The 17,441-nt window shown below is 70.2% G+C and carries 15 protein-coding genes; 10 read left to right on the forward strand and 5 right to left on the reverse strand.

Features of this window, described 5'->3' with window-relative positions; translation table 11 throughout:
* Window positions 1-824: 824 nt before the first annotated feature.
* The 4 genes from ACW4TU_RS10345 to ACW4TU_RS10360 form a co-directional block, all read right to left on the reverse strand.
* The gene (locus ACW4TU_RS10345) at window positions 825-1,109 is read right to left on the reverse strand and encodes a hypothetical protein (RefSeq protein WP_457426858.1); all 285 of its coding nucleotides are present in this window, start codon (window positions 1,107-1,109) and stop codon (window positions 825-827) included.
* 107 nt (window positions 1,110-1,216) lie between these two features.
* Complete coding sequence (gene dgoD, locus ACW4TU_RS10350; protein ID WP_457426860.1) at window positions 1,217-2,362, reverse strand: galactonate dehydratase; 1,146 nt, start codon at window positions 2,360-2,362, stop codon at window positions 1,217-1,219.
* Window positions 2,363-2,766: 404 nt separating this feature from the next.
* Window positions 2,767-3,534: an SDR family NAD(P)-dependent oxidoreductase gene (locus ACW4TU_RS10355; RefSeq protein WP_457426862.1), complete on the reverse strand. Its 768-nt coding sequence runs from the start codon at window positions 3,532-3,534 to the stop codon at window positions 2,767-2,769.
* Window positions 3,531-4,580 (reverse strand): LacI family DNA-binding transcriptional regulator, encoded by a 1,050-nt coding sequence (locus tag ACW4TU_RS10360; RefSeq protein ID WP_457426864.1) that lies wholly within the window; start codon window positions 4,578-4,580, stop codon window positions 3,531-3,533. Before ACW4TU_RS10360 ends, ACW4TU_RS10355 begins: the two co-directional genes overlap by 4 nt.
* A gap of 498 nt (window positions 4,581-5,078) precedes the next feature.
* On the opposite strand from ACW4TU_RS10360, the gene ACW4TU_RS10365 reads away from it, so the two are divergent.
* The 10 genes from ACW4TU_RS10365 to ACW4TU_RS10410 all read left to right on the forward strand — a co-directional run bounded on the left by ACW4TU_RS10365 (window position 5,079) and on the right by ACW4TU_RS10410 (window position 16,717).
* Window positions 5,079-6,434: an extracellular solute-binding protein gene (locus ACW4TU_RS10365; RefSeq protein WP_457426866.1), complete on the forward strand. Its 1,356-nt coding sequence runs from the start codon at window positions 5,079-5,081 to the stop codon at window positions 6,432-6,434.
* Window positions 6,431-7,474 (forward strand): carbohydrate ABC transporter permease, encoded by a 1,044-nt coding sequence (locus ACW4TU_RS10370; RefSeq protein WP_457426868.1) that lies wholly within the window; start codon window positions 6,431-6,433, stop codon window positions 7,472-7,474. The genes ACW4TU_RS10365 and ACW4TU_RS10370 overlap by 4 nt, the downstream gene beginning before the upstream one ends.
* Entirely contained in the window at window positions 7,474-8,295 is an 822-nt protein-coding gene (locus tag ACW4TU_RS10375) for a carbohydrate ABC transporter permease (protein ID WP_457426870.1), read from the forward strand. Before ACW4TU_RS10370 ends, ACW4TU_RS10375 begins: the two co-directional genes overlap by 1 nt.
* 98 nt (window positions 8,296-8,393) lie before the next feature.
* Window positions 8,394-9,065, forward strand: a complete 672-nt coding sequence (locus ACW4TU_RS10380) for a bifunctional 4-hydroxy-2-oxoglutarate aldolase/2-dehydro-3-deoxy-phosphogluconate aldolase (RefSeq protein WP_457426872.1) — start codon at window positions 8,394-8,396, stop codon at window positions 9,063-9,065.
* Window positions 9,062-10,036 (forward strand): sugar kinase, encoded by a 975-nt coding sequence (locus ACW4TU_RS10385; RefSeq protein ID WP_457426874.1) that lies wholly within the window; start codon window positions 9,062-9,064, stop codon window positions 10,034-10,036. The genes ACW4TU_RS10380 and ACW4TU_RS10385 overlap by 4 nt, the downstream gene beginning before the upstream one ends.
* A gap of 46 nt (window positions 10,037-10,082) precedes the next feature.
* The gene (locus ACW4TU_RS10390) at window positions 10,083-11,156 is read left to right on the forward strand and encodes a lactonase family protein (protein ID WP_457426876.1); all 1,074 of its coding nucleotides are present in this window, start codon (window positions 10,083-10,085) and stop codon (window positions 11,154-11,156) included.
* 44 nt (window positions 11,157-11,200) lie between these two features.
* On the forward strand, window positions 11,201-12,727 hold the full coding sequence (arfA, locus tag ACW4TU_RS10395; protein ID WP_457426878.1) for an arabinosylfuranosidase ArfA: 1,527 nt from the start codon (window positions 11,201-11,203) through the stop codon (window positions 12,725-12,727).
* A 44-nt stretch (window positions 12,728-12,771) separates the two neighbouring features.
* A complete protein-coding gene (locus ACW4TU_RS10400; RefSeq protein ID WP_457426880.1) occupies window positions 12,772-13,755 on the forward strand; it encodes a glycoside hydrolase family protein in 984 nt (327 codons plus the stop codon).
* A gap of 71 nt (window positions 13,756-13,826) precedes the next feature.
* Window positions 13,827-14,339: a hypothetical protein gene (locus tag ACW4TU_RS10405; protein WP_457426882.1), complete on the forward strand. Its 513-nt coding sequence runs from the start codon at window positions 13,827-13,829 to the stop codon at window positions 14,337-14,339.
* Complete coding sequence (locus ACW4TU_RS10410) at window positions 14,336-16,717, forward strand: carbohydrate binding domain-containing protein (RefSeq protein ID WP_457426884.1); 2,382 nt, start codon at window positions 14,336-14,338, stop codon at window positions 16,715-16,717. Before ACW4TU_RS10405 ends, ACW4TU_RS10410 begins: the two co-directional genes overlap by 4 nt.
* Before the next feature lie 85 nt (window positions 16,718-16,802).
* On the opposite strand, the gene ACW4TU_RS10415 is transcribed toward ACW4TU_RS10410, so the two are convergent.
* Complete coding sequence (locus ACW4TU_RS10415; RefSeq protein WP_457426886.1) at window positions 16,803-17,435, reverse strand: HAD family hydrolase; 633 nt, start codon at window positions 17,433-17,435, stop codon at window positions 16,803-16,805.
* Between the last annotated feature and the right edge of the window lie 6 nt (window positions 17,436-17,441).

The following is a 17,441-nucleotide window of genomic DNA, read 5'->3' on the forward strand; positions in this document are numbered from 1 at the left end:
TGCCGTGAGGCCGACCTGGCTCGGGCAAATCCCGCGCCGCGAGAGCAGGCGACGGTACTTCCGGGCGTCCGCGCACAGAAGGACGCCTCGGCCTGAGAGCCACGAACGGACAGTGACCAGGGACGGCATCAAGAGAGGGGGCAGCACATGCGAGAAGGCCGGTGCACCACGTTCACCGGGTCCGATTCGACGACGCACCCCGTGACCTGGAAGCCACCCAGGAGAAGTTCCCGGACGTCGATCGCTGGCGGGCCCAGTCGGACATGCCTTCACCGCGCGTACCAGCCGCCTGGCGCATACGGCTCCGATCGCCCCTCAGATCAGCGTCATTCGAGCGTCAGGAGTCATGGGACATCCGGTACCGCCTGGGTGAGCAGGCTCGCCGATTCACGATGAACCGGAGGTCAGGACAGCCGCGGCAGACAAGCTGTGTGCTCGACCGGATACATGAAGGGAAACAGGTCGAGCATCCCGGGTCAGCCACGACACAGCACGTCAGGAACCCTTGGCAGCAGGCTCCAGAATCGCCACGCACTCCACGTGATGCGTCATCGGAAAGTTGTCGGCCTGAACGGGGCCCGGAAAACCCCAGGTGAGAGGCGGTTTTCTAGCTCGCCTCCCTTCGAGAAGGCGTCACGAGCGTCAAATGAGCGTCACGGCCCAGAACCCATCCGCCTCCGACGGAGCAACTGCGGTCGCACTCGGCTCCCCTCGGCGCACCGGCATGGACGCACGACATGGACGCACCGAGGATTGAGTAATCTGGGAGTCGATCTCTGATTACCAGAGACGGCGTTCCTGGACCGTGAGACCCGCGACGTTCATCAAAGCTTCTCACCGGTTGCCAGTGGCTTCGACCACGCTGGGTCCACATCCGGTCCCCGGCCCGCGCACGGCGGTGTGCCCGTCGAGTCGATCAGGGCACGGGTCTGCCGGTACGACAGCCGCACCAGGCCGGTGTCCGGGCACACGCCGCGCGGGCTGACGACGTTCCAGGGCCGGGCAGCGGCGGGTGACGAACACCGGGCCGGGAGCGAGTCGAGGAAGGCGTCGGCCGCCCCTCGGACGGTCCACGCCTTCCCGGCCCACAGTTGCACGACGGTGGGCACCGCTTCCCCCTTTCGGACGGCCGCGGGACGACGCCTTCACGCGCGCGACTCAGGGGAGGTGACCCAGGCTGCCGTGATGGGGTACCTGCTCCTGGGGCTGTCAGGGACTACCAGGCGGCCAGTGAGCCGTCCGTGTTGCGCCAGACCGGGTTGCGCCAGCGGTGGCCGCGTTCGGCGGCGGCGCGGACCGCGTTCTCATCAATCGTGATACCGAGACCGGGCGCGGTCGGACGGTCGACGTAGCCGTCATGGAACGTGAAGGGCGTCGTGTCGGCGAGGTAGTCCAGCAGTCCGCCGCTGTCGCCGTAGCCGATGCCCAGTGCCTGTTCCTGGATGAGGAAGTTGGGGATCGCGAAGTCGAGTTGCAGGCTGGCCGCGAGGGCGATCGGACCGAGCGGGCAGTGCGGGGCCACCATGACGTCGTACGCCTCGGCCATCGCGGCGATCCGGCGGCTCTCGGAAATGCCCCCGGCGTGGCTGATGTCCGGCTGGGCCACCGCGATGCCGTCGGAGAGCACCGAGCGGAAGTCCCAGCGTGAGTAGAGCCGTTCGCCGGTGGCGATCGGGATGGAGGTGGAGCGCACCACGGCGCCGAGGTCCCTGGAGAACTCCGGCAGCACGGGCTCCTCGACGAAGAGCGGCAGCAGCGGCTCCAGGAGCGGAAGTACACGGCGCGACATCGCCCCGCTGAAGCGGCCGTGGAAGTCCAGCGCCAGGTCGCGTTCCGGTCCGATGGCCTCGCGGACCGCACTCACCCCGTCCACGATGGCGTTGATCGCGGCGGGCGTGGCGAGAGGCTCCAGCTGGCCGCAGGGGTTCAGTTTGACCGCCGTCATGCCCTTGGCGACCTGCGCGGCCGCGGACTCGGCCAGTTCTTCGGGGGTTTCGCCACCGACCCAGCCGTAGACGCGCACCCGGTCACGCACGTGGCCGCCGAGCAGCTGGTGGACGGGGACACCGTGCGTCTTGCCCGCGATGTCCCACAGGGCCTGGTCGATGCCGGACAGGGCACTGCTCAGGACGACGCCGCCGCGGTAGAAGCCGCTCTTGGCGAGCACCTGCCAGTGCTCCTCGATCCGCGCCGGGTCCTGGCCGACCAGGTAGTCGAACATCTCCTCGACGCAGCGGGCGACGGTGTGGGCCTTGCCCTCGACGATGGGTTCGCCCCACCCGGAGATGCCCTCGTCGGTGTCGACGCGAAGGAAGAGCCAGCGCGGTTCGACGAGGAAGAGTTCGTATCCAGTGATCTTCATGGGGTGGGTCTCCGGGTTCTGTGCTGGGCACGGCGGGGCGGGGGGCCGGTACGTGGGGATGGAGGGTGGGGCGGTCATGGTGGGAGCGAGCGCGGGCAAGCGCCCGCTCGGGCGGGGAGGCAGAGGGGTCAGGCACGCAAAGGTTGCTGCGCAGGACGCGCGGCGGGGGTGCGGCGCCGGGGGTGAGCGGCGGGGGTGAGCCGGGGTGCGGCGCCGACGTTCGACCGTCGGGTCGTGCCCGGCAGGGGTGAGCCGGGGTGCGACGCCGACGTTCGACCGTCGGGTCGTGCCCGGCGCTGGCCGGGCGTGCGGTCGGGTCGGTCGGTCGGTCGGTCGGTCGGTCGGTCGGAACGGCCGGAGCGCGGCAGCGTGTTGCCGGCCCGGAACGGCCAGGGCGCGGCGGCCTACTCCTGGGAGCTGATGCTGCGGCCACCGTCCACGAGCAGGTTCTGGCCGGTGACGAAGGAGGCGTCGTCGGAGGCGAGGAAGGCCACGGCGGCGGCGATGTCCTCGGGGGCGCCGAGCCGGCCGACAGGGGTGCGCGCGGCGGTCTTCGCCTTGTACTCCTGGGGTACCCCGGCCCACAGGGCGGTGACCACGGCTCCGGGCAGGACGGCGTTGAACCTGATCTGTCCGCCGTACTCGACCGCCAGCTGGCGTACGAGGGCGTCGATCCCGCCCTTGGCCGCCGCGTACGCGGGATAGCCCTTGAAGCCGAGGGCCGCGTGCACGGACGAGGTGATCACCACCGCGCCCCTGGCCGTCCTGAGCAGGGGCACTGCGGCACGGACACCGTAGAACACCGAGTCGAGGGAGAGCCGCAGCTGGTCGTGCCAGGCGGCGTCGTCGAGTTCGTGTGCCGCTCCGGGCAGGTTGCGCCCGGCGTTGAGGTGGAGCACGTCGAGGCGTCCGGTCCAGGACTCGGCGTCGGCGACGGCCGCGGCCCACTCCGTCGGCGAGGTGGCGTCGAGGGGACGGTCCCGCGCCCGCCCGCCGTCGGCGCGGATCTCCTCGGCCACGCGATGGGCGCCCCCGGCGTCCACGTCGGTGACCAGGACGGACGCTCCCTCCGCCGCCAGCCGGCGGGCGGTGGCCGCCCCGATGCCGGAGGCGGCCGCGGTGAGCAGGGCCGTATGGCCGGTGAAACGTGCCGGTGCGGCGGCGACGGTCATGGCGTTTCTCCTGGTCGTGCTGGTCTGGCCGTGGAGCCGCGCAGCACCAGCCGCGGCTCGGTCGGTACGACGACGTCGCCCACAGGCGTGCCCTCGATAGTGGCCACCAGGGCGTCCACCGCGGCGGTTCCCAGCTCGTGCAGGGGCATCGCGACGGTGGTCAGCGGGGGATGGAGGTGCGCGGCCACGGGCAGGTCGTCGTTGCCGACCACGGAGACGTCCTCCGGGATCCTGAGGCCGAGGTCCCTGATCGCGGCCATGGCGCCTATCGCCTGGGCGAGTGAGCTGGTGTAGAGGGCGGTGACCGGAGGGCGCGCACCATCGGCGGGCGGGCGCAACAGCTCCCGTGCGGCGGATCCGCCGCCGTCCTCGGTGAATTCCCCGGAGGCGACCGGAGCCGCGTCCAGTCCCAGTGCGTCGGCGTGGCGCAGAAACGCCTCCTTGCGGACATCGCTGGGCGTGATCCCGGGAGGGCCCGCGATGTGGCCGACCACTCGATGGCCGAGGCCGTGCAGGTGGTCGAGCGCGGTCACGCTGGAGCGGGCGACGTCCATGGTGATGTTGCGGCCGGAGCCCTCGACCGAGCGGTTGAGGAAGACGTGCGGGACCGCGCTGCGGCTCAGCGCGTCCAGCAGGGGATGGCCGGGGCGCGCCGAGGCGATGAGCAGCCCGTCGACCCTGCCCTCCTGCACCAGGTCGTGGAAGGACTCGTCGGCTTCCTGCCCGTCGAAGTCCTCGGCCAGCAGGGAGAGATAGCCCCGTTCGCGGGCCCGCTGGTAGGCGCCGCGGGCGATGGTGACGTACGTGGGGTTCGCGAGGGCGGGGACCAGCAGGGCCAGTGCGTGGGTGCTGGCGCCTGCCAGGGCCCGTGCACCGGAGTGCGGCCGGTAGCCGAGTGCCTCGGCGGCCTCATGGACGCGCCGGCGCGTCTCCGGCCGGACGGACAGGTCCGGGCGGCCATTGAGCACCTTGGACACGGTGGCCTTGGAGACTCCGGCCGCATGGGCCACATCCACGAGCCTGGCCCGGACGGGCTGTTCCGACACGTGCTCCCCCTCCCCGGTGGGCGTCATTCCGGTCCGCGCTGCTGCGGCCCGGAATGACGCGTTCTGGCCTCTTGACACCTTCTGGTGACGCAACCTAACGTTCGCCAAAGTTTCAGTCAACCGGTTTCCTCAGGCCGAAATAAGCCATAAGCCTGAGCAGAGCCCCAGAAACCGGTCATACCGAAACCGCAAGATGTCGGCCACAGATCACCTTCAGTCAACTGGGCCGAGGAGCCGCCCCGCCCCCGGGCTCACCGCGAACGCGACCACCGTCGCACCCGCGGTCCCCGCCACTCCGGTCCGCCCACCCGTCCACGCAGACGGATGCGCTCGGTCCGGGGCATCTCGCACCACCGCCGAGCGCGCCGGCGTTCCACCGGCCGCCCGCCCTGCCGTTCACTTCCCGCGGCAGTCCCTCATGCCGCCATGCCCCTCGCACGTCCCGCAGCCGCCGTACGTCCCGCATTCGCGTACGTCCCGCACGAAAGGCTCTTCAGCATGCCCATGTCAAAGACGACATCTCTCGACAGGCGGCGCTTCCTCGCTGTCTCCGCCGGTGCCGCGCTCGGCGCGTCCGCACTGTCCGCCTGCGCCGGCTCGGTCGGCAACACCGCGAACGGGTCCGGGAGCGGTAAGACGACGCTCACCGTGATGACGGTGCAGAACGAGTGGCCGGACAAGGCGGCCCTCAAGGCCGCCGAAGAGGCGCTGGGGATGAACATCAACGTCATCATCTGGGACCCCACCAAGCTCAACGCCATGCTGGCCGCCAAGAACCCGCCGGACGTGGTCCGCGGCTTCGGCGCGACCGAGACCCCGTACTTCGCTGCCCGCGGCCTGATGACGGACCTCGACCCGTACTTCGCCAAGAGCTCGGCACTGAAGGTCTCCGACCTCGACCCGGTCAACGACGTGTGGCGCTACGACGGCAAGAAGCAGGGCGCCGGACCGCGCTACGGCATGGCCAAGGACTACTCCCAGGACTCCATGTTCTGGTACCGCACCGATCTGTTCGAGGCCGCGAAACTGGACGTGCCGAGCGCGACCGAGCCGATCTCCTACGACGAGTGGCTGGACCTGGGCAAGAAGCTGGTCAAGCGCCGCCTGGGCAAGGTGAAGGTCTACGGTCTCAACGCCACCGGCATGGGCGTCTTCCCGCAGCTCATGGGCATGACCGCGTCGGCCGGCGGCAGCCTGTTCGCCGAGGACCTGGCCACGGTGGACTTCTCCTCCCCCGAAGCGCTCAAGGCGCTGCAGTGGTACCTGGACTACGCGAAGGCCGACATAGGTCCGAGCGTCACCAACCCCAACCCGGACGGCTGGGACGGCCCCACCTACCAGGCCAACCGCATGGCGATGAGCTGCAACGGCTACTGGTTCGGCGGCCTCATCGGCGGTGACCCCAAACTCGCGGCAGCCTCCCGCTTCGCGCCCGCCCCGCAGCTCGGCGGCAACCGCGTCAGCTCCTGCTTCGGCGCCACCGGCTTCTGGATCCCGAGGGACGCCAAGAACAAGGACGCGTCCTGGAAGTTCTTCGAGTGGTACTTCGGCGGCAAGCCCGCCCAGGACCGCGCGGCGAGCGGCTGGGGCATTCCCTCGCTGACGTCGCTGCGCTCGAAGATGCCGCAGACCAACGCCTTCCAGAAGCAGGCGTTCCAGGTGCAGGAGCAGGAGCTGCCGCACTTCTCGGTGCTCAGCTTCACCCCGTACGCCCAGCAGGCCGCCCTGGAGGGCGTGCTGACCAAGGTCCTGCCGGGCGCCGTGAAGTCCGGGACGCCCGCCGGCAAGGTCGCCGACACGCTCAACTCCCGGATGAACGAGCAGCTCGCCCAGGGCAAGGAGCTCGTGGGGTGAGCACCGGACAGATCACCGCGCCGGGTGCGCCGTCCCCCTCCAGGGAGACGGCCGCCCGGCCCGGGCCCCGCACCGGCGCGCACAGCGCCCGCAGACGCCGCTCGCTGTCCAGCCGCCGGGCCTTGTCCTTCTACGTGTTCGCCGGCCCGTGGGTGCTGGGCTTCCTGGCCCTGACGGCCTTTCCGCTCGGCTATGCGCTGTGGCTGAGCCTGACCAACGCCGACGGTCTGTCGAACAACTCCCGTTTCGTCGGCCTGGACAACTACCGGGAGGTTTTCACCGACCCGGAGACGATGTCCTCCCTGGCCCGCACCGGCGTCTTCACGGCGATCACCGTGCCGCTGACGCTCGCTGCGGGGCTGCTGCTCGCCATCCTGGTCAACCAGCCGATCCGGGCTCGCGGAGTGTTCCGCACCCTGCTGTACCTGCCCGCCGTCGTCCCGCCGGTCGGCGCCGCCCTCACCTTCAAGCTGATCTTCGACCGGGACTCGGGCGCGGCCAACGGCGCCCTGGACGCCCTGAACCTCGACGGCATCAGCTGGCTGATGGACCCCTACGCCCGCTGGGTCCTGGTCACCCTCACCCTGTGGGGCGCCGGCAACGCCATGATCGTCTCACTCGCGGGGCTGCAGGACGTCCCCAAAGAGCTGTACGAGGCCGCCCGCATCGACGGGGCGAACACCTGGCAGACCTTCACCCGGATCACCCTGCCCCTGCTCTCCCCGGTGCTTTTCTTCCAGGTCATCACCGGCATCATCGCCGCCGTGCAGAGCTTCCTGCCGCTGCTGATCTCCCTCGACCCCACCCCCAGAGGCGTCACGGCCGTCCCCGAGGGCAACTACCTGTTCATGATCCACGTGTTCGCCCAGTACTTCGCCAACGGCCGCTACGGATACGCCTCCGCGATGCTCTGGGTGCTGTTCCTGATCATCGTCGCCATTACCTTCCTGGTCTTCAAACTCAGCAAGGGCGCGGTCTTCTACGCCGTGGACCCGGAGCCGGACAAGCAGTCCCGGCCACGCACGCTCGGAGGCAAGTGATGGTGTTCCGCCGCAGAAGTGCCGTCTACATGCTGCTGGTCGGCGCCCTCGTCCTCTTCCTGGGCCCGTTCGCCTGGCTGCTGGACACCGCTCTGAAAGCCCCCGACGAGCTGCGCGCCCTGCCCGTCCACTGGTGGCCGCACCACCCCAACCTGAGCAACTTCCGTGACGCGCTGACCCAGATCGACTACTTCGGCTACGCCCGCAACTCCCTGACGATCGCCACCGTGTACGCGGTACTGGTCACCCTGGCCTCGGCGTGGGCGGGCTACGGATTCGCCCGCCTCCACGCGCCCGGCAAGAAACTCGTCTTCAACGTTCTGCTGTCGACGATGATGCTGCCGCAGATCCTCACCCTCATCCCGACCTATCTGCTCTTCGCCAAGCTGCACCTCACCAACACCTATGTGCCGTGGGTGCTGTGGGGCCTGTGCGGCGCCCCGTACCTGATCTTCCTGTTCCGGCAGTTCTTCTCGAACATGCCCAAGGAGCTGGAGGAGGCCGCGATCATCGACGGCTGCGGACAGATCCGCATCTTCTGGCGCATCTTCCTGCCCCAGTCCTGGCCGGTCATCGCCACCAGCCTGATCCTGTCCTTCAGCTGGACCTGGGGCGACTACATCGCGCCCGCCCTGCTGCTGGACGACGCCCACACCACCCTCGCGGTCAAGCTCGCCTACGGCTACGTCAACGCGCACGGCTCACCGCTGGGGAACCTGGTCGCCGCGGGCGCGGTGATGTACGTCGTCCCGGTGCTGGCGCTGTTCCTGATCCTGCAGCGGGGCTTCGTCGCCGGCGTCGCCACCTCCGGACTCAAGTGACCTACGTCTGACTCGTGTTCACCAACACACCCCGCCGCAAAGGAACTTCGCATGACCGACACCCAGGCAAACGCCATGGCACCTGCGGCGGTGGGGGCATGACCGAGCGTCCCGCCCTCACCCCGCAGCTCGGCCGGACCCGGGTCATGGCCATCCTCAGGTCGGCCGACGCCTCCGGGCTGCCCGCCGTGGCCCGGGCGCTCGCGGCCGGCGGCGTCACCTGCCTGGAGGTCACCCTCACCACCGCCGGAGCACTCGACGCGCTGACCCGCATCCGGGCGGAACTCGGCCCCGGCGTCGCGATCGGCGCCGGCACCGTGATCACCGGCGCCCAGGCCAGGGACGCCCTGGCGGCGGGAGCGGAGTTCCTGGTCGCCCCCGTCGTGGACACCGCCGTCGTCCGGCACGCGGCGGACCGTGGCATCCCGTGCTACCCGGGCGCCTGGACGCCGACCGAGGTGTCCCAGGCATGGCAGGCGGGCGCCGCCGCCGTCAAACTCTTCCCCGCGAGCACGGGCGGGATCGGACATCTGCGCCAGCTGCGGGCACCCCTCCCCGACATCCCGCTCGTCGCCGTCGGCGGCGTCGGCATCGACGAGGCGCGGGACTACCTGGACGCGGGCGCCTGCGCCGTCGGCATCGGCTCCCCGCTGCTGCGCGGGGCGGACCGCGACCCGGCTCCGGGGCCGCTGGACGCCCTCACCGCGAGGGCGCGCGCACTGCTGGACGCGGTCGGGATCACCGCACGGGCCGGGGAGGCGACCGCGTGAGCACGACTTCGCCCCCGGACTCCGAGCCCGAGTCCTACCTCGTGACCGTCGGCGACGTCCTCGCCGTCATGGGCGCCCGGGGCCCCGGCCCGTTCACGCTCGGCGCGACCCTGCGCCTCGGGATCGCCGGCGCCGAGTCGAACGTCGCCATAGGCGTCAGCCGCCTCGGCGGATCCGCCACCTGGATCGGCCGGGTGGGCGAGGACGAACTCGGCGACCTCGTCCTGCGGGAACTGCGGGCCGAAGGTGTCACCACCGTCGCCGTGCGCGACCCCGCCCCCACCTCCCTCCTGCTGAAGGAACATCGCACCACCACCCACAGCCGTACGCGCTACTACCGCACCCACACAGCAGGGGCCCGGCTGACCGCCGCCGACATCCCCGAGCACGTCGTCGCGGGGGCGGCGATCCTCCACATCACGGGCATCACCCCGGCGCTCGGAGAGGGACCGGCCTCGGCCGTGACCCGCGCCGTGGACATCGCCGCCGCGGCCGGGGTGACCGTTTCCCTGGACATCAACTTCCGATCCCTGCTGTGGAGCGAGGACGAAGCCCGGCGCACCCTGCTGCCCCTGCTGCGCAGGAGCGACCTGGTCTTGGCCGGACCGCACGAGGCCGCCCTGGTCGTGCCCGGCACCGAGGGGCCGGAGGAACTCGCCAAGGGCATCTGCGCCCTCGGACCCGCCGGCGCCGTGATCAAGCTCGGCGCCGAAGGGGCGTACGCACTCCTCGACGGACAGTCCTACCGGCAACCCGCGGTACCGGTCCGCGTCCACGACTCGGTGGGCGCGGGAGACGCCTTCGCCGCCGGGTACCTCGCCGAACTCCTCGCGGACGAGCCCCCGGAGCGGCGGCTGCACACCGCCGCCCTGCTCGGCGCCTTCGCGGTGAGCACCGCCGGCGACTGGGAGGGCCTGCCCCGCCGCTCCGAACTGGGCCTGCTCGACCACCACGACGACATCGTCCGCTGACACCCCCTCCCCGTACGCCACCGCACCAGCACTCTCGGGACCACCCATGCGCTCAAGCCCCTCCACCGACGCGATCCCCGTCCTCACCGGCTCCTACACTCCGGACTCCGGCGGCGAAGGCCCCGGCATCGCCGCCGTGCACCTCGACCCCGGCACCGGCCGGCTGACGTACGACGACGAGGTGAAGCCGCTGCCCGTCAGCGGAGCTTCCTTCCTGGCGGCTCACCCGTCGCTCGACGTCGTCTACAGCACGAACGAGGGCGAGACGGGCACCGTCAGCGCCGTCTCCCGCGACGGCGACGGCACCCTGTCCCCGCTGGGCGACCCGGTGAACAGCGGCGGGGCGAACCCGTGCCACCTCACCGTCCACCCAGGCGGCGGGTGGCTGCTGACCGCGAACTACGGCAGCGACACCGCGCCGGGCACCGTGGCGGTGCACCGGCTCGGCCCGGACGGACGCCTGCTGGAGGCGACCGACCTGGTCATGCACCAGGGGTCGGGACCGGTCACCGGGCGGCAGGCGGGCAGCCACGCCCATCAGGTCCTGCTCGACCCGGCAGGCCGTTTCGTCCTGGCCACCGACCTCGGGGCGGACGCGGTGTTCACCTACCGGCTCGACACCCGCACCGGAATCCTGGAGCGGGTCGCGGTGAACCCGTCGAGCCCGGGTTCCGGACCCCGCCACCTCGCCTTCTCCCCCGACGGTGACCTGGTGTTCAGCGCGGACGAGTTGTCCTCGACCATCACCTGCCACCGCTACGACGCCGCCACGGGCATCCTGACGGCCCTCTCCTCCGTACCCGCCACGGCGACCCCGGACGCCACCAACCAGCCCGGCGGAATCGTCGCCTCACCCTGCGGACACTTCGTCTGGGTGACCAACCGCGGCGCGGACACGGTCGCCGCGTTCCGCCTCACCGGCACCGCCCTGGAACCGGTCGGCGAGGTCCCCGCAGGCGGTTCCTGGCCACGCGGTCTGACCCTGGCGGCCGGCCACCTCCTCGTCGCCAACCAGCACAGCGGCACCCTCGCCGCCCTGCGGGTCGGGGACGGCGGCACCCTCACCCAGCCCCACCCCCCGGTCCCGTCCCCCTCGGTGGTCTGCGCACTGGCGCTCTGACCGCGCTCCCCTACGTGCTCGAAACACTTGCTCGAAAGGCAGTCATGTCCCACCCCGGCACCTCCTTCGCACGGTTCACCCTCGACCCGGCCTTCGCCGTCGGCAACGTCAACCCCCGTCTGTACGGATCGTTCGTCGAGCACATGGGCCGCTGCGTCTACACCGGCATCTACGAGCCCGGCCACCCCACCGCCGACGCGGACGGCCTGCGCCAGGACGTCCTGGAGCTGGTCCGGGAGCTCGGCGTCAGCACCGTCCGCTATCCCGGCGGCAACTTCGTCTCCGGCTACCGCTGGGAGGACAGCGTGGGCCCGCGCGAGGAGCGGCCCAACCGGCTGGACCTGGCCTGGAAGTCCACCGAGACCAACGAGTTCGGCCTCGGCGAGTTCATGGACTTCTGCGGGAAGACCGGCATGGAGCCGATGATGGCCGTCAACCTCGGCACCCGCGGCGTCGAGGACGCCGTACGGCTGCTGGAGTACTGCAACCACCCCGGCGGCACCGAACTGTCCGACCGCCGAGTCGCCCACGGCGGCAAGGAGCCGTACGGCATCCGGATGTGGTGCCTGGGCAACGAGATGGACGGCCCCTGGCAGACCGGCCACAAGACGCCCGAGGAGTACGGGCGCCTCGCCGCCGAGACCGCCCGCGCCATGCGGCAGGTCGACCCCGGCCTGGAGCTGGTGGCCTGCGGCAGCTCCAGCTCCTCCATGCCGACCTTCGCCTCCTGGGAGGCGACGGTGCTGGAGGCCACGTACGACCTCGTCGACCACGTCTCCCTGCACGCCTACTACGAGGAGATCGACGGCGACCGCGACTCCTTCCTGGCCTCGGCCGTGGACATGGAGCACTTCATCGAGTCGGTCGTCGCCACCTGCGACCACGTCCGGGCCCGCCTCAAGGCGAAGAAGCACATCAACCTCTCCTTCGACGAGTGGAACGTCTGGTACCAGAAGCGGCCCAACCCGCACCACGTGGAGGACTGGCAGCAGGCGCCGCGCCTGCTGGAGGACGTCTACACCGTCACCGACGCCGTGGTCTTCGGCTCACTGCTCATCGCCCTGATGCGGCACGCCGACCGGGTCACCGCGGCCTCCCTCGCCCAGCTCGTCAACGTCATCGCGCCGATCATGACCGAGCCGGGCGGCGCGGCCTGGCGGCAGACCACGTTCTACCCCTTCGCCCAGGCGTCGGCGCACGGACGCGGCCGGGTGCTGCGCGTCGAGGCGGACAGCCCGACGTACCACACCGACCGCTTCGGTGACGTACCGCTGCTGCACGCCACCGCCGTGCTGGACGACGAGACCGGCGACATCACCGTGTTCGCCGTCAACCGCGGCCAGGACACGGTCCTGCCGCTGGAGATCGACCTGCGCGGCACCGACGCCCGCACCGTCGTCGAACACCTGACCCTGGCCGACGGCGATCCGGAGGCCGTCAACACCGCGGACCGGCCCGACCGTGTCACCCCGCACGCCGCCACCGGCACAACCCTCACCGGCGGCGTCCTCCACGCCGAACTCGAGCCGCTCTCCTGGAACATGATCCGCCTGACGAACCGTCAGAACTGATTCGGTGTCATAGGACGCCACCGCACTCACGCCCGGGAAGAACCATGACAGCCGTTCCCCAACCTCTGTTCCGAGACCCTGTGCACGACGGCGCGACCGACCCCACCGTCATCTGGAACCGGCATGCCGGCGAGTGGTGGATGTTCTACACGAGCCGACGAGCCGACGCGCCACCGATGAACGACGTGAGCTGGGTGCACGGGACCGACATCGGGATCGCGTCCTCCTCGGACGGCGGAGCCACCTGGCTGTACCGGGGAATCGCCGAAGGGCTGGCCATCGAGCCCGGGCGGCACACCTACTGGGCCCCGGAGATCGTCGACGACGGAACCGAGTACCACATGTTCGTCAGCGTGATCCGCGGTGTCCCGACCCGGTGGGAGGGCCACGCACGTGTGATCCGCCACTACACGAGCCACGACCTCTTCTCCTGGACCTACCGCTCCACCCTGTCGCTCTCGTCCGAGAGAGTGATCGACGCCTGCGTCCTGCGGCTCCCCTCGGGCGGCTACCGCATGTGGTACAAGGACGAGGCCGATCACGCACACACCTATGCGGCGGACAGCGAGGATCTGGCGCGGTGGAGCGTCCGGGGCCCTGCCGTCGAGTGTTCGGCGCACGAAGGCCCGAACGTGTTCGAGCTCGGCGGCAGTTACTGGATGCTCGTCGACGAATGGCACGGCCAGCGGGTTCTTCACTCGCGGGACCTGGAGACGTGGGAACCGCGAGGACTCGTTCTCGACCGCCCCGGGCAGGGCACGGACGACGCGTCCTACGGGTTCCACGCCGATGTCGTCACCAGCGAACTCGGCGCCTTCGTCTTCTACTTCACGCACCCGGGGCGATCCGCCGAGGGCGCGGTAGCCGAGGGCGCGGTAGCCGAGGGCGCGGTAGCCGGCGGCGGCCACGCCGACCGGCGAAGCTCGATCCAGGTCGCCCGCCTGCGGGTGAACGGGGACACCCTCGTGTGCGACCGCGACGAAGCCCTTGAGGCCCCCGTCCTGCCTCTCGAAGGGCCGGTCCGGTGACACACGTCCATCGCCCTCGGATCGCGCGAGGCCGACGCCCGCCCTTCCATTCGGCAGCACACCTCGTGCGCGTGATCCCGTTCGCCGCCGCGCTGCTCTTCGTCACCGCATGCCAGGCCGACGCGCCGGCCGACTCGGGTGTGACCCTGCTCGACGGGAAACGGATCGCCGTATCGGGCCCGACCGTCGTGTCCGCCCTTCCCATCGACGACCAGGGTGACGTCGACGCGGCGGCCGCGCGGAGCCAGATCCCGTCGCTCAAGAGCGTGGCGCTGCAGTATCCCGGTGTCCGGGTCCTCATCAGCGACTCGGACGGGCATACGACCGATGCCGCACTGCAGAACTTCGCGGCGAACTGGGCCCTGCGGCCCGAACTCGTGGTCGCCGCGGACTCCGCCTCCGCCGGAACACAGCTGTCCGCGGACGGACAGCTCCACACACTGCTGATCGGCGCCGACGGACACGTGGCCGCCGATTGGTCGAACCACCCCGCTCCCACCCAGGCGATCGTCGCCGCGCTCCGCAAGGCCACGACGAGCCCGTCCGCCCCTTCCGACAACGTCGTACGGAAAGAGTCACCATGAGACAAGTAAGAGAGACGCAACGGTTCATAGTCGGTGCGGTCGTCACGATGCTGCTCGCCTGCGCGGCGGTAGCGCTGACGCCCGCCGCGCCGGCCTACGCGGCCGGCACGGCCTACTACGTGGACTGCTCCGCGCCGGCCAACGGGACCGGCACCTCCGGATCGCCGTGGAACTCACTGGCGGGCCCCAACGCGACGACCTTCGCCCCCGGCGACCAGTTGCTGCTGAAGAGAGGGACGACCTGCTCCGGCACCCTGCACCCGCTGGGCTCGGGCAGCGCGGCAGGCGGTTCCATATCCATCGACGCCTACGGCACCGGCGCCCTGCCGGTCATCGCCGGAGGCGGCGGCACGGACGCGGTCTACCTCTACAACCAGGAGTACTGGGAGATATCCAACCTGGAGGTGACGAACACCGGCGCCGTGAAGGGGGCGAACGCGCGACGCGGTGTCTACGTGGTGCTCGAGAACTACGGCACCGGAGACCACTACAAGATCAGCAACCTCAACATCCACGACGTGAACGGAAACCAGTCGAAGGAAGTCGACGGCAGCGCCGGCATTCTCTTCGCCGTTCTCGGGACCACGACGCCCAGCGTCTTCAACGACGTCGACATCGACGGCAACACGGTGGCCAACGTCGCCCGCAGCGGTATCAACATGTCGAGCACATGGCTGTGCCGGCCGTCCATCGGCTGCAACACTCCGGCCTGGACACCCTGGACCGGCGTCGTCGTCGAGAACAACACCGTCCATGACACGGACGGCGACGGCATCGTCGTGCAGATGTCGCAGAACGCCGTCATCGAGCACAACGTGGTCTACAACGCGGCCAAGGCGAACTCGGCGAACGCGGGCATCTGGGCCTGGGACTCCGACGGCACCGTGATCCAGTACAACGAGGCGTACGGGACCCAGAAGAACTCCGGGAACACCGACGGCCAGGGCTTCGACGTCGACTACGGTCAGGACGGCACCGTCGTCCAGTACAACTACAGCCACGACAACGCGGGCGGATTCATCCTCTTCTGCGGCTGCGGCGGAGGGTCACATCTCGCCAGCAACGCGGCGGTCCGCTACAACGTCAGCGAGGACGACCGTCTTCGCGTCATCACCATGGACGGATCGCAGGACTCCGCGTTCTACAACAACACGATCTACCTTCCCTCGGGATCCACCGCGAACATCCTCGAGGTCACGGGCGCCTGGAACGACCTCACGCTCGCCAACAACATCATCTACAACCTGGGCAGCGGCGGATACGTCTACACCACCGGCCAGCCCGCCTCGAACTTCTCCTGGCGGAACAACCTCTTCTACGGCAACCACCCGGCCAGTGAGCCGTCCGACCCGGGAAAGATCACCGCGGATCCGCTTCTGGTCTCGCCCGGCAGCGGCGGCACGGGCATCGGCAGCGTCGCGGGCTACCAGCTCACCGCATCGTCCCCGGCGATCGGCGCGGGAGTCGTCGTCCCCGGCAACGGCGGCCAGGACTACTGGGGTTCGACCGTCCCCTCGGTCTGCGCACCCGACATCGGCGCCGACCAGTACAGCACGCCCTCCGACGCGACCTGCCTCGCGAACGAGAACCTCGGATTCGAGAAGGGTTCGCTCACGGCGTGGAGCCCGTGGAACTCCGCCTCGGTGGTGAACTCCGGCGCCCACACCGGAACCTACGCCGTCCGGGTCGGGCCGTCGCCCGCCTCCGTCGAACAGTCCGTCCCGGTCGCGCCCCGGACGACGTACCGCGTCTCGGGCTGGGTGAAGTCCGCCGTCGCCGGCGAGGTCATGAACGTCGGCGTCAAGAACACCGGCGGCCTCGAAACGACGGCAAGCGCCAGTGGCACCGCCTGGACGTACGTCTCCGCCGACTTCACCACCGGGGCGACGGCCAACACCGCGCGACTGTACTGCTACAAGAGCTCGGGCACGGGGAACGGCTACTGCGACGACCTCGCCGTCACCCCCGTCAAGAACTATGTGGTCAACGGCAACCTGGAGTCCGGCCACACCGTGCCCTGGCGCAACGGGGACTACTCGCTCACGAGCACCGCGTCCAACGGCAACGCCGCCGCGCTGACGAACTCGTCCCTGAGCAGCGGCTCCCTGTGGCAGATCGTCTACAACCTCACGCCGAACACGACCTACCGGCTGACCGGCGCGCTCGCGAGCCAGACCGCCGGCACCACGACGGCACTGGAGGCCAAGCTCTACAACGGCTCCGCCGTCGCGAGTGCCTCGACCACGCTGAACACCTACTCGAAGCAGTCGACGACCTTCACCACGGGGGCAGGCGTGACCTCCGCTCGCGTCTACTGCCACCTCGTCTCCGGAAGCGGCGACGGCTACTGCGACGAGGTCACCCTGACCCAGCAGTGAACAACACCCGGTGGGCGTGGACGTGTCCGGCCGGCCACGGGCCGGACACCCACGCCTCCTGGTGCGGAAAGTGCACTGCACCGACTCACTCCACTGCCCCGGGCTCCGCCGCTCCCCACAGGATCGGCAAAGCCCGGGGCAGCGCGCGTGCCACCGGTGCGGTGTTGAAGCGTTCGAGCTCCCGTAGGGCTGCCTCCATGTCCCAGACGGCGTCGCCGACGAACACGGCCCGTTCACTGGGCACACCGGCGAGCTCCCTGGCCTGCCGGACAGGATCGGGGACGGGTATGCCCTCGGCGACGTCGTCCGCGCTGGCCGCCCCGAGGATGACGTCGTCCGCGCCGATGGCCCTCCGTAGCGCGGAGAGTTCCGCGCCGCTCGCCGAGGTCGCCAGGACGATCTTCCAGCCCCGCCCGGCCAGCGTGCGCAGCAGGTCGCCCGCCGTGTCCAGCGCCGACAGCCGCTCGAAGTACGTGGCGTAGAGAGCGTGGTGGGCCGCGACGAGCTGCTCGTCCTCATCGGGATCGCGGTCGTCGGGATCGCCGAGCAGATGGTCCAGCAGATCGCTGCCGCTGAGGCCCACGGCACGGTGGATCTCCCGCATGGGGACATGGTGGCCCGCCTGCCGGAGCGCCTCCCACCAGGTGACGACATGCAGGTGACTGGTGTCGACGAGCGTTCCGTCGACGTCGAAGATCGCGGCGCGTTTCGTGGTCATGACGGG

This window comes from Streptomyces kryoterrae, from assembly GCF_054072135.1.

Excerpts from the sequence above, each read along its gene's own strand:
- ACW4TU_RS10415 (WP_457426886.1), bottom strand. The coding sequence starts at position 17,435 with ATGACCACGAAACGCGCCGCGATCTTCGACGTCGACGGAACGCTCGTC.
- arfA (WP_457426878.1), top strand. The coding sequence starts at position 11,201 with ATGTCCCACCCCGGCACCTCCTTCGCACGGTTCACCCTCGACCCGGCC.
- ACW4TU_RS10390 (WP_457426876.1), top strand. The coding sequence starts at position 10,083 with ATGCGCTCAAGCCCCTCCACCGACGCGATCCCCGTCCTCACCGGCTCC.
- ACW4TU_RS10400 (WP_457426880.1), top strand. The coding sequence starts at position 12,772 with ATGACAGCCGTTCCCCAACCTCTGTTCCGAGACCCTGTGCACGACGGC.
- dgoD (WP_457426860.1), bottom strand. The coding sequence starts at position 2,362 with ATGAAGATCACTGGATACGAACTCTTCCTCGTCGAACCGCGCTGGCTC.
- ACW4TU_RS10355 (WP_457426862.1), bottom strand. The coding sequence starts at position 3,534 with ATGACCGTCGCCGCCGCACCGGCACGTTTCACCGGCCATACGGCCCTG.
- ACW4TU_RS10375 (WP_457426870.1), top strand. The coding sequence starts at position 7,474 with ATGGTGTTCCGCCGCAGAAGTGCCGTCTACATGCTGCTGGTCGGCGCC.
- ACW4TU_RS10365 (WP_457426866.1), top strand. The coding sequence starts at position 5,079 with ATGCCCATGTCAAAGACGACATCTCTCGACAGGCGGCGCTTCCTCGCT.
- ACW4TU_RS10380 (WP_457426872.1), top strand. The coding sequence starts at position 8,394 with ATGACCGAGCGTCCCGCCCTCACCCCGCAGCTCGGCCGGACCCGGGTC.
- ACW4TU_RS10410 (WP_457426884.1), top strand. The coding sequence starts at position 14,336 with ATGAGACAAGTAAGAGAGACGCAACGGTTCATAGTCGGTGCGGTCGTC.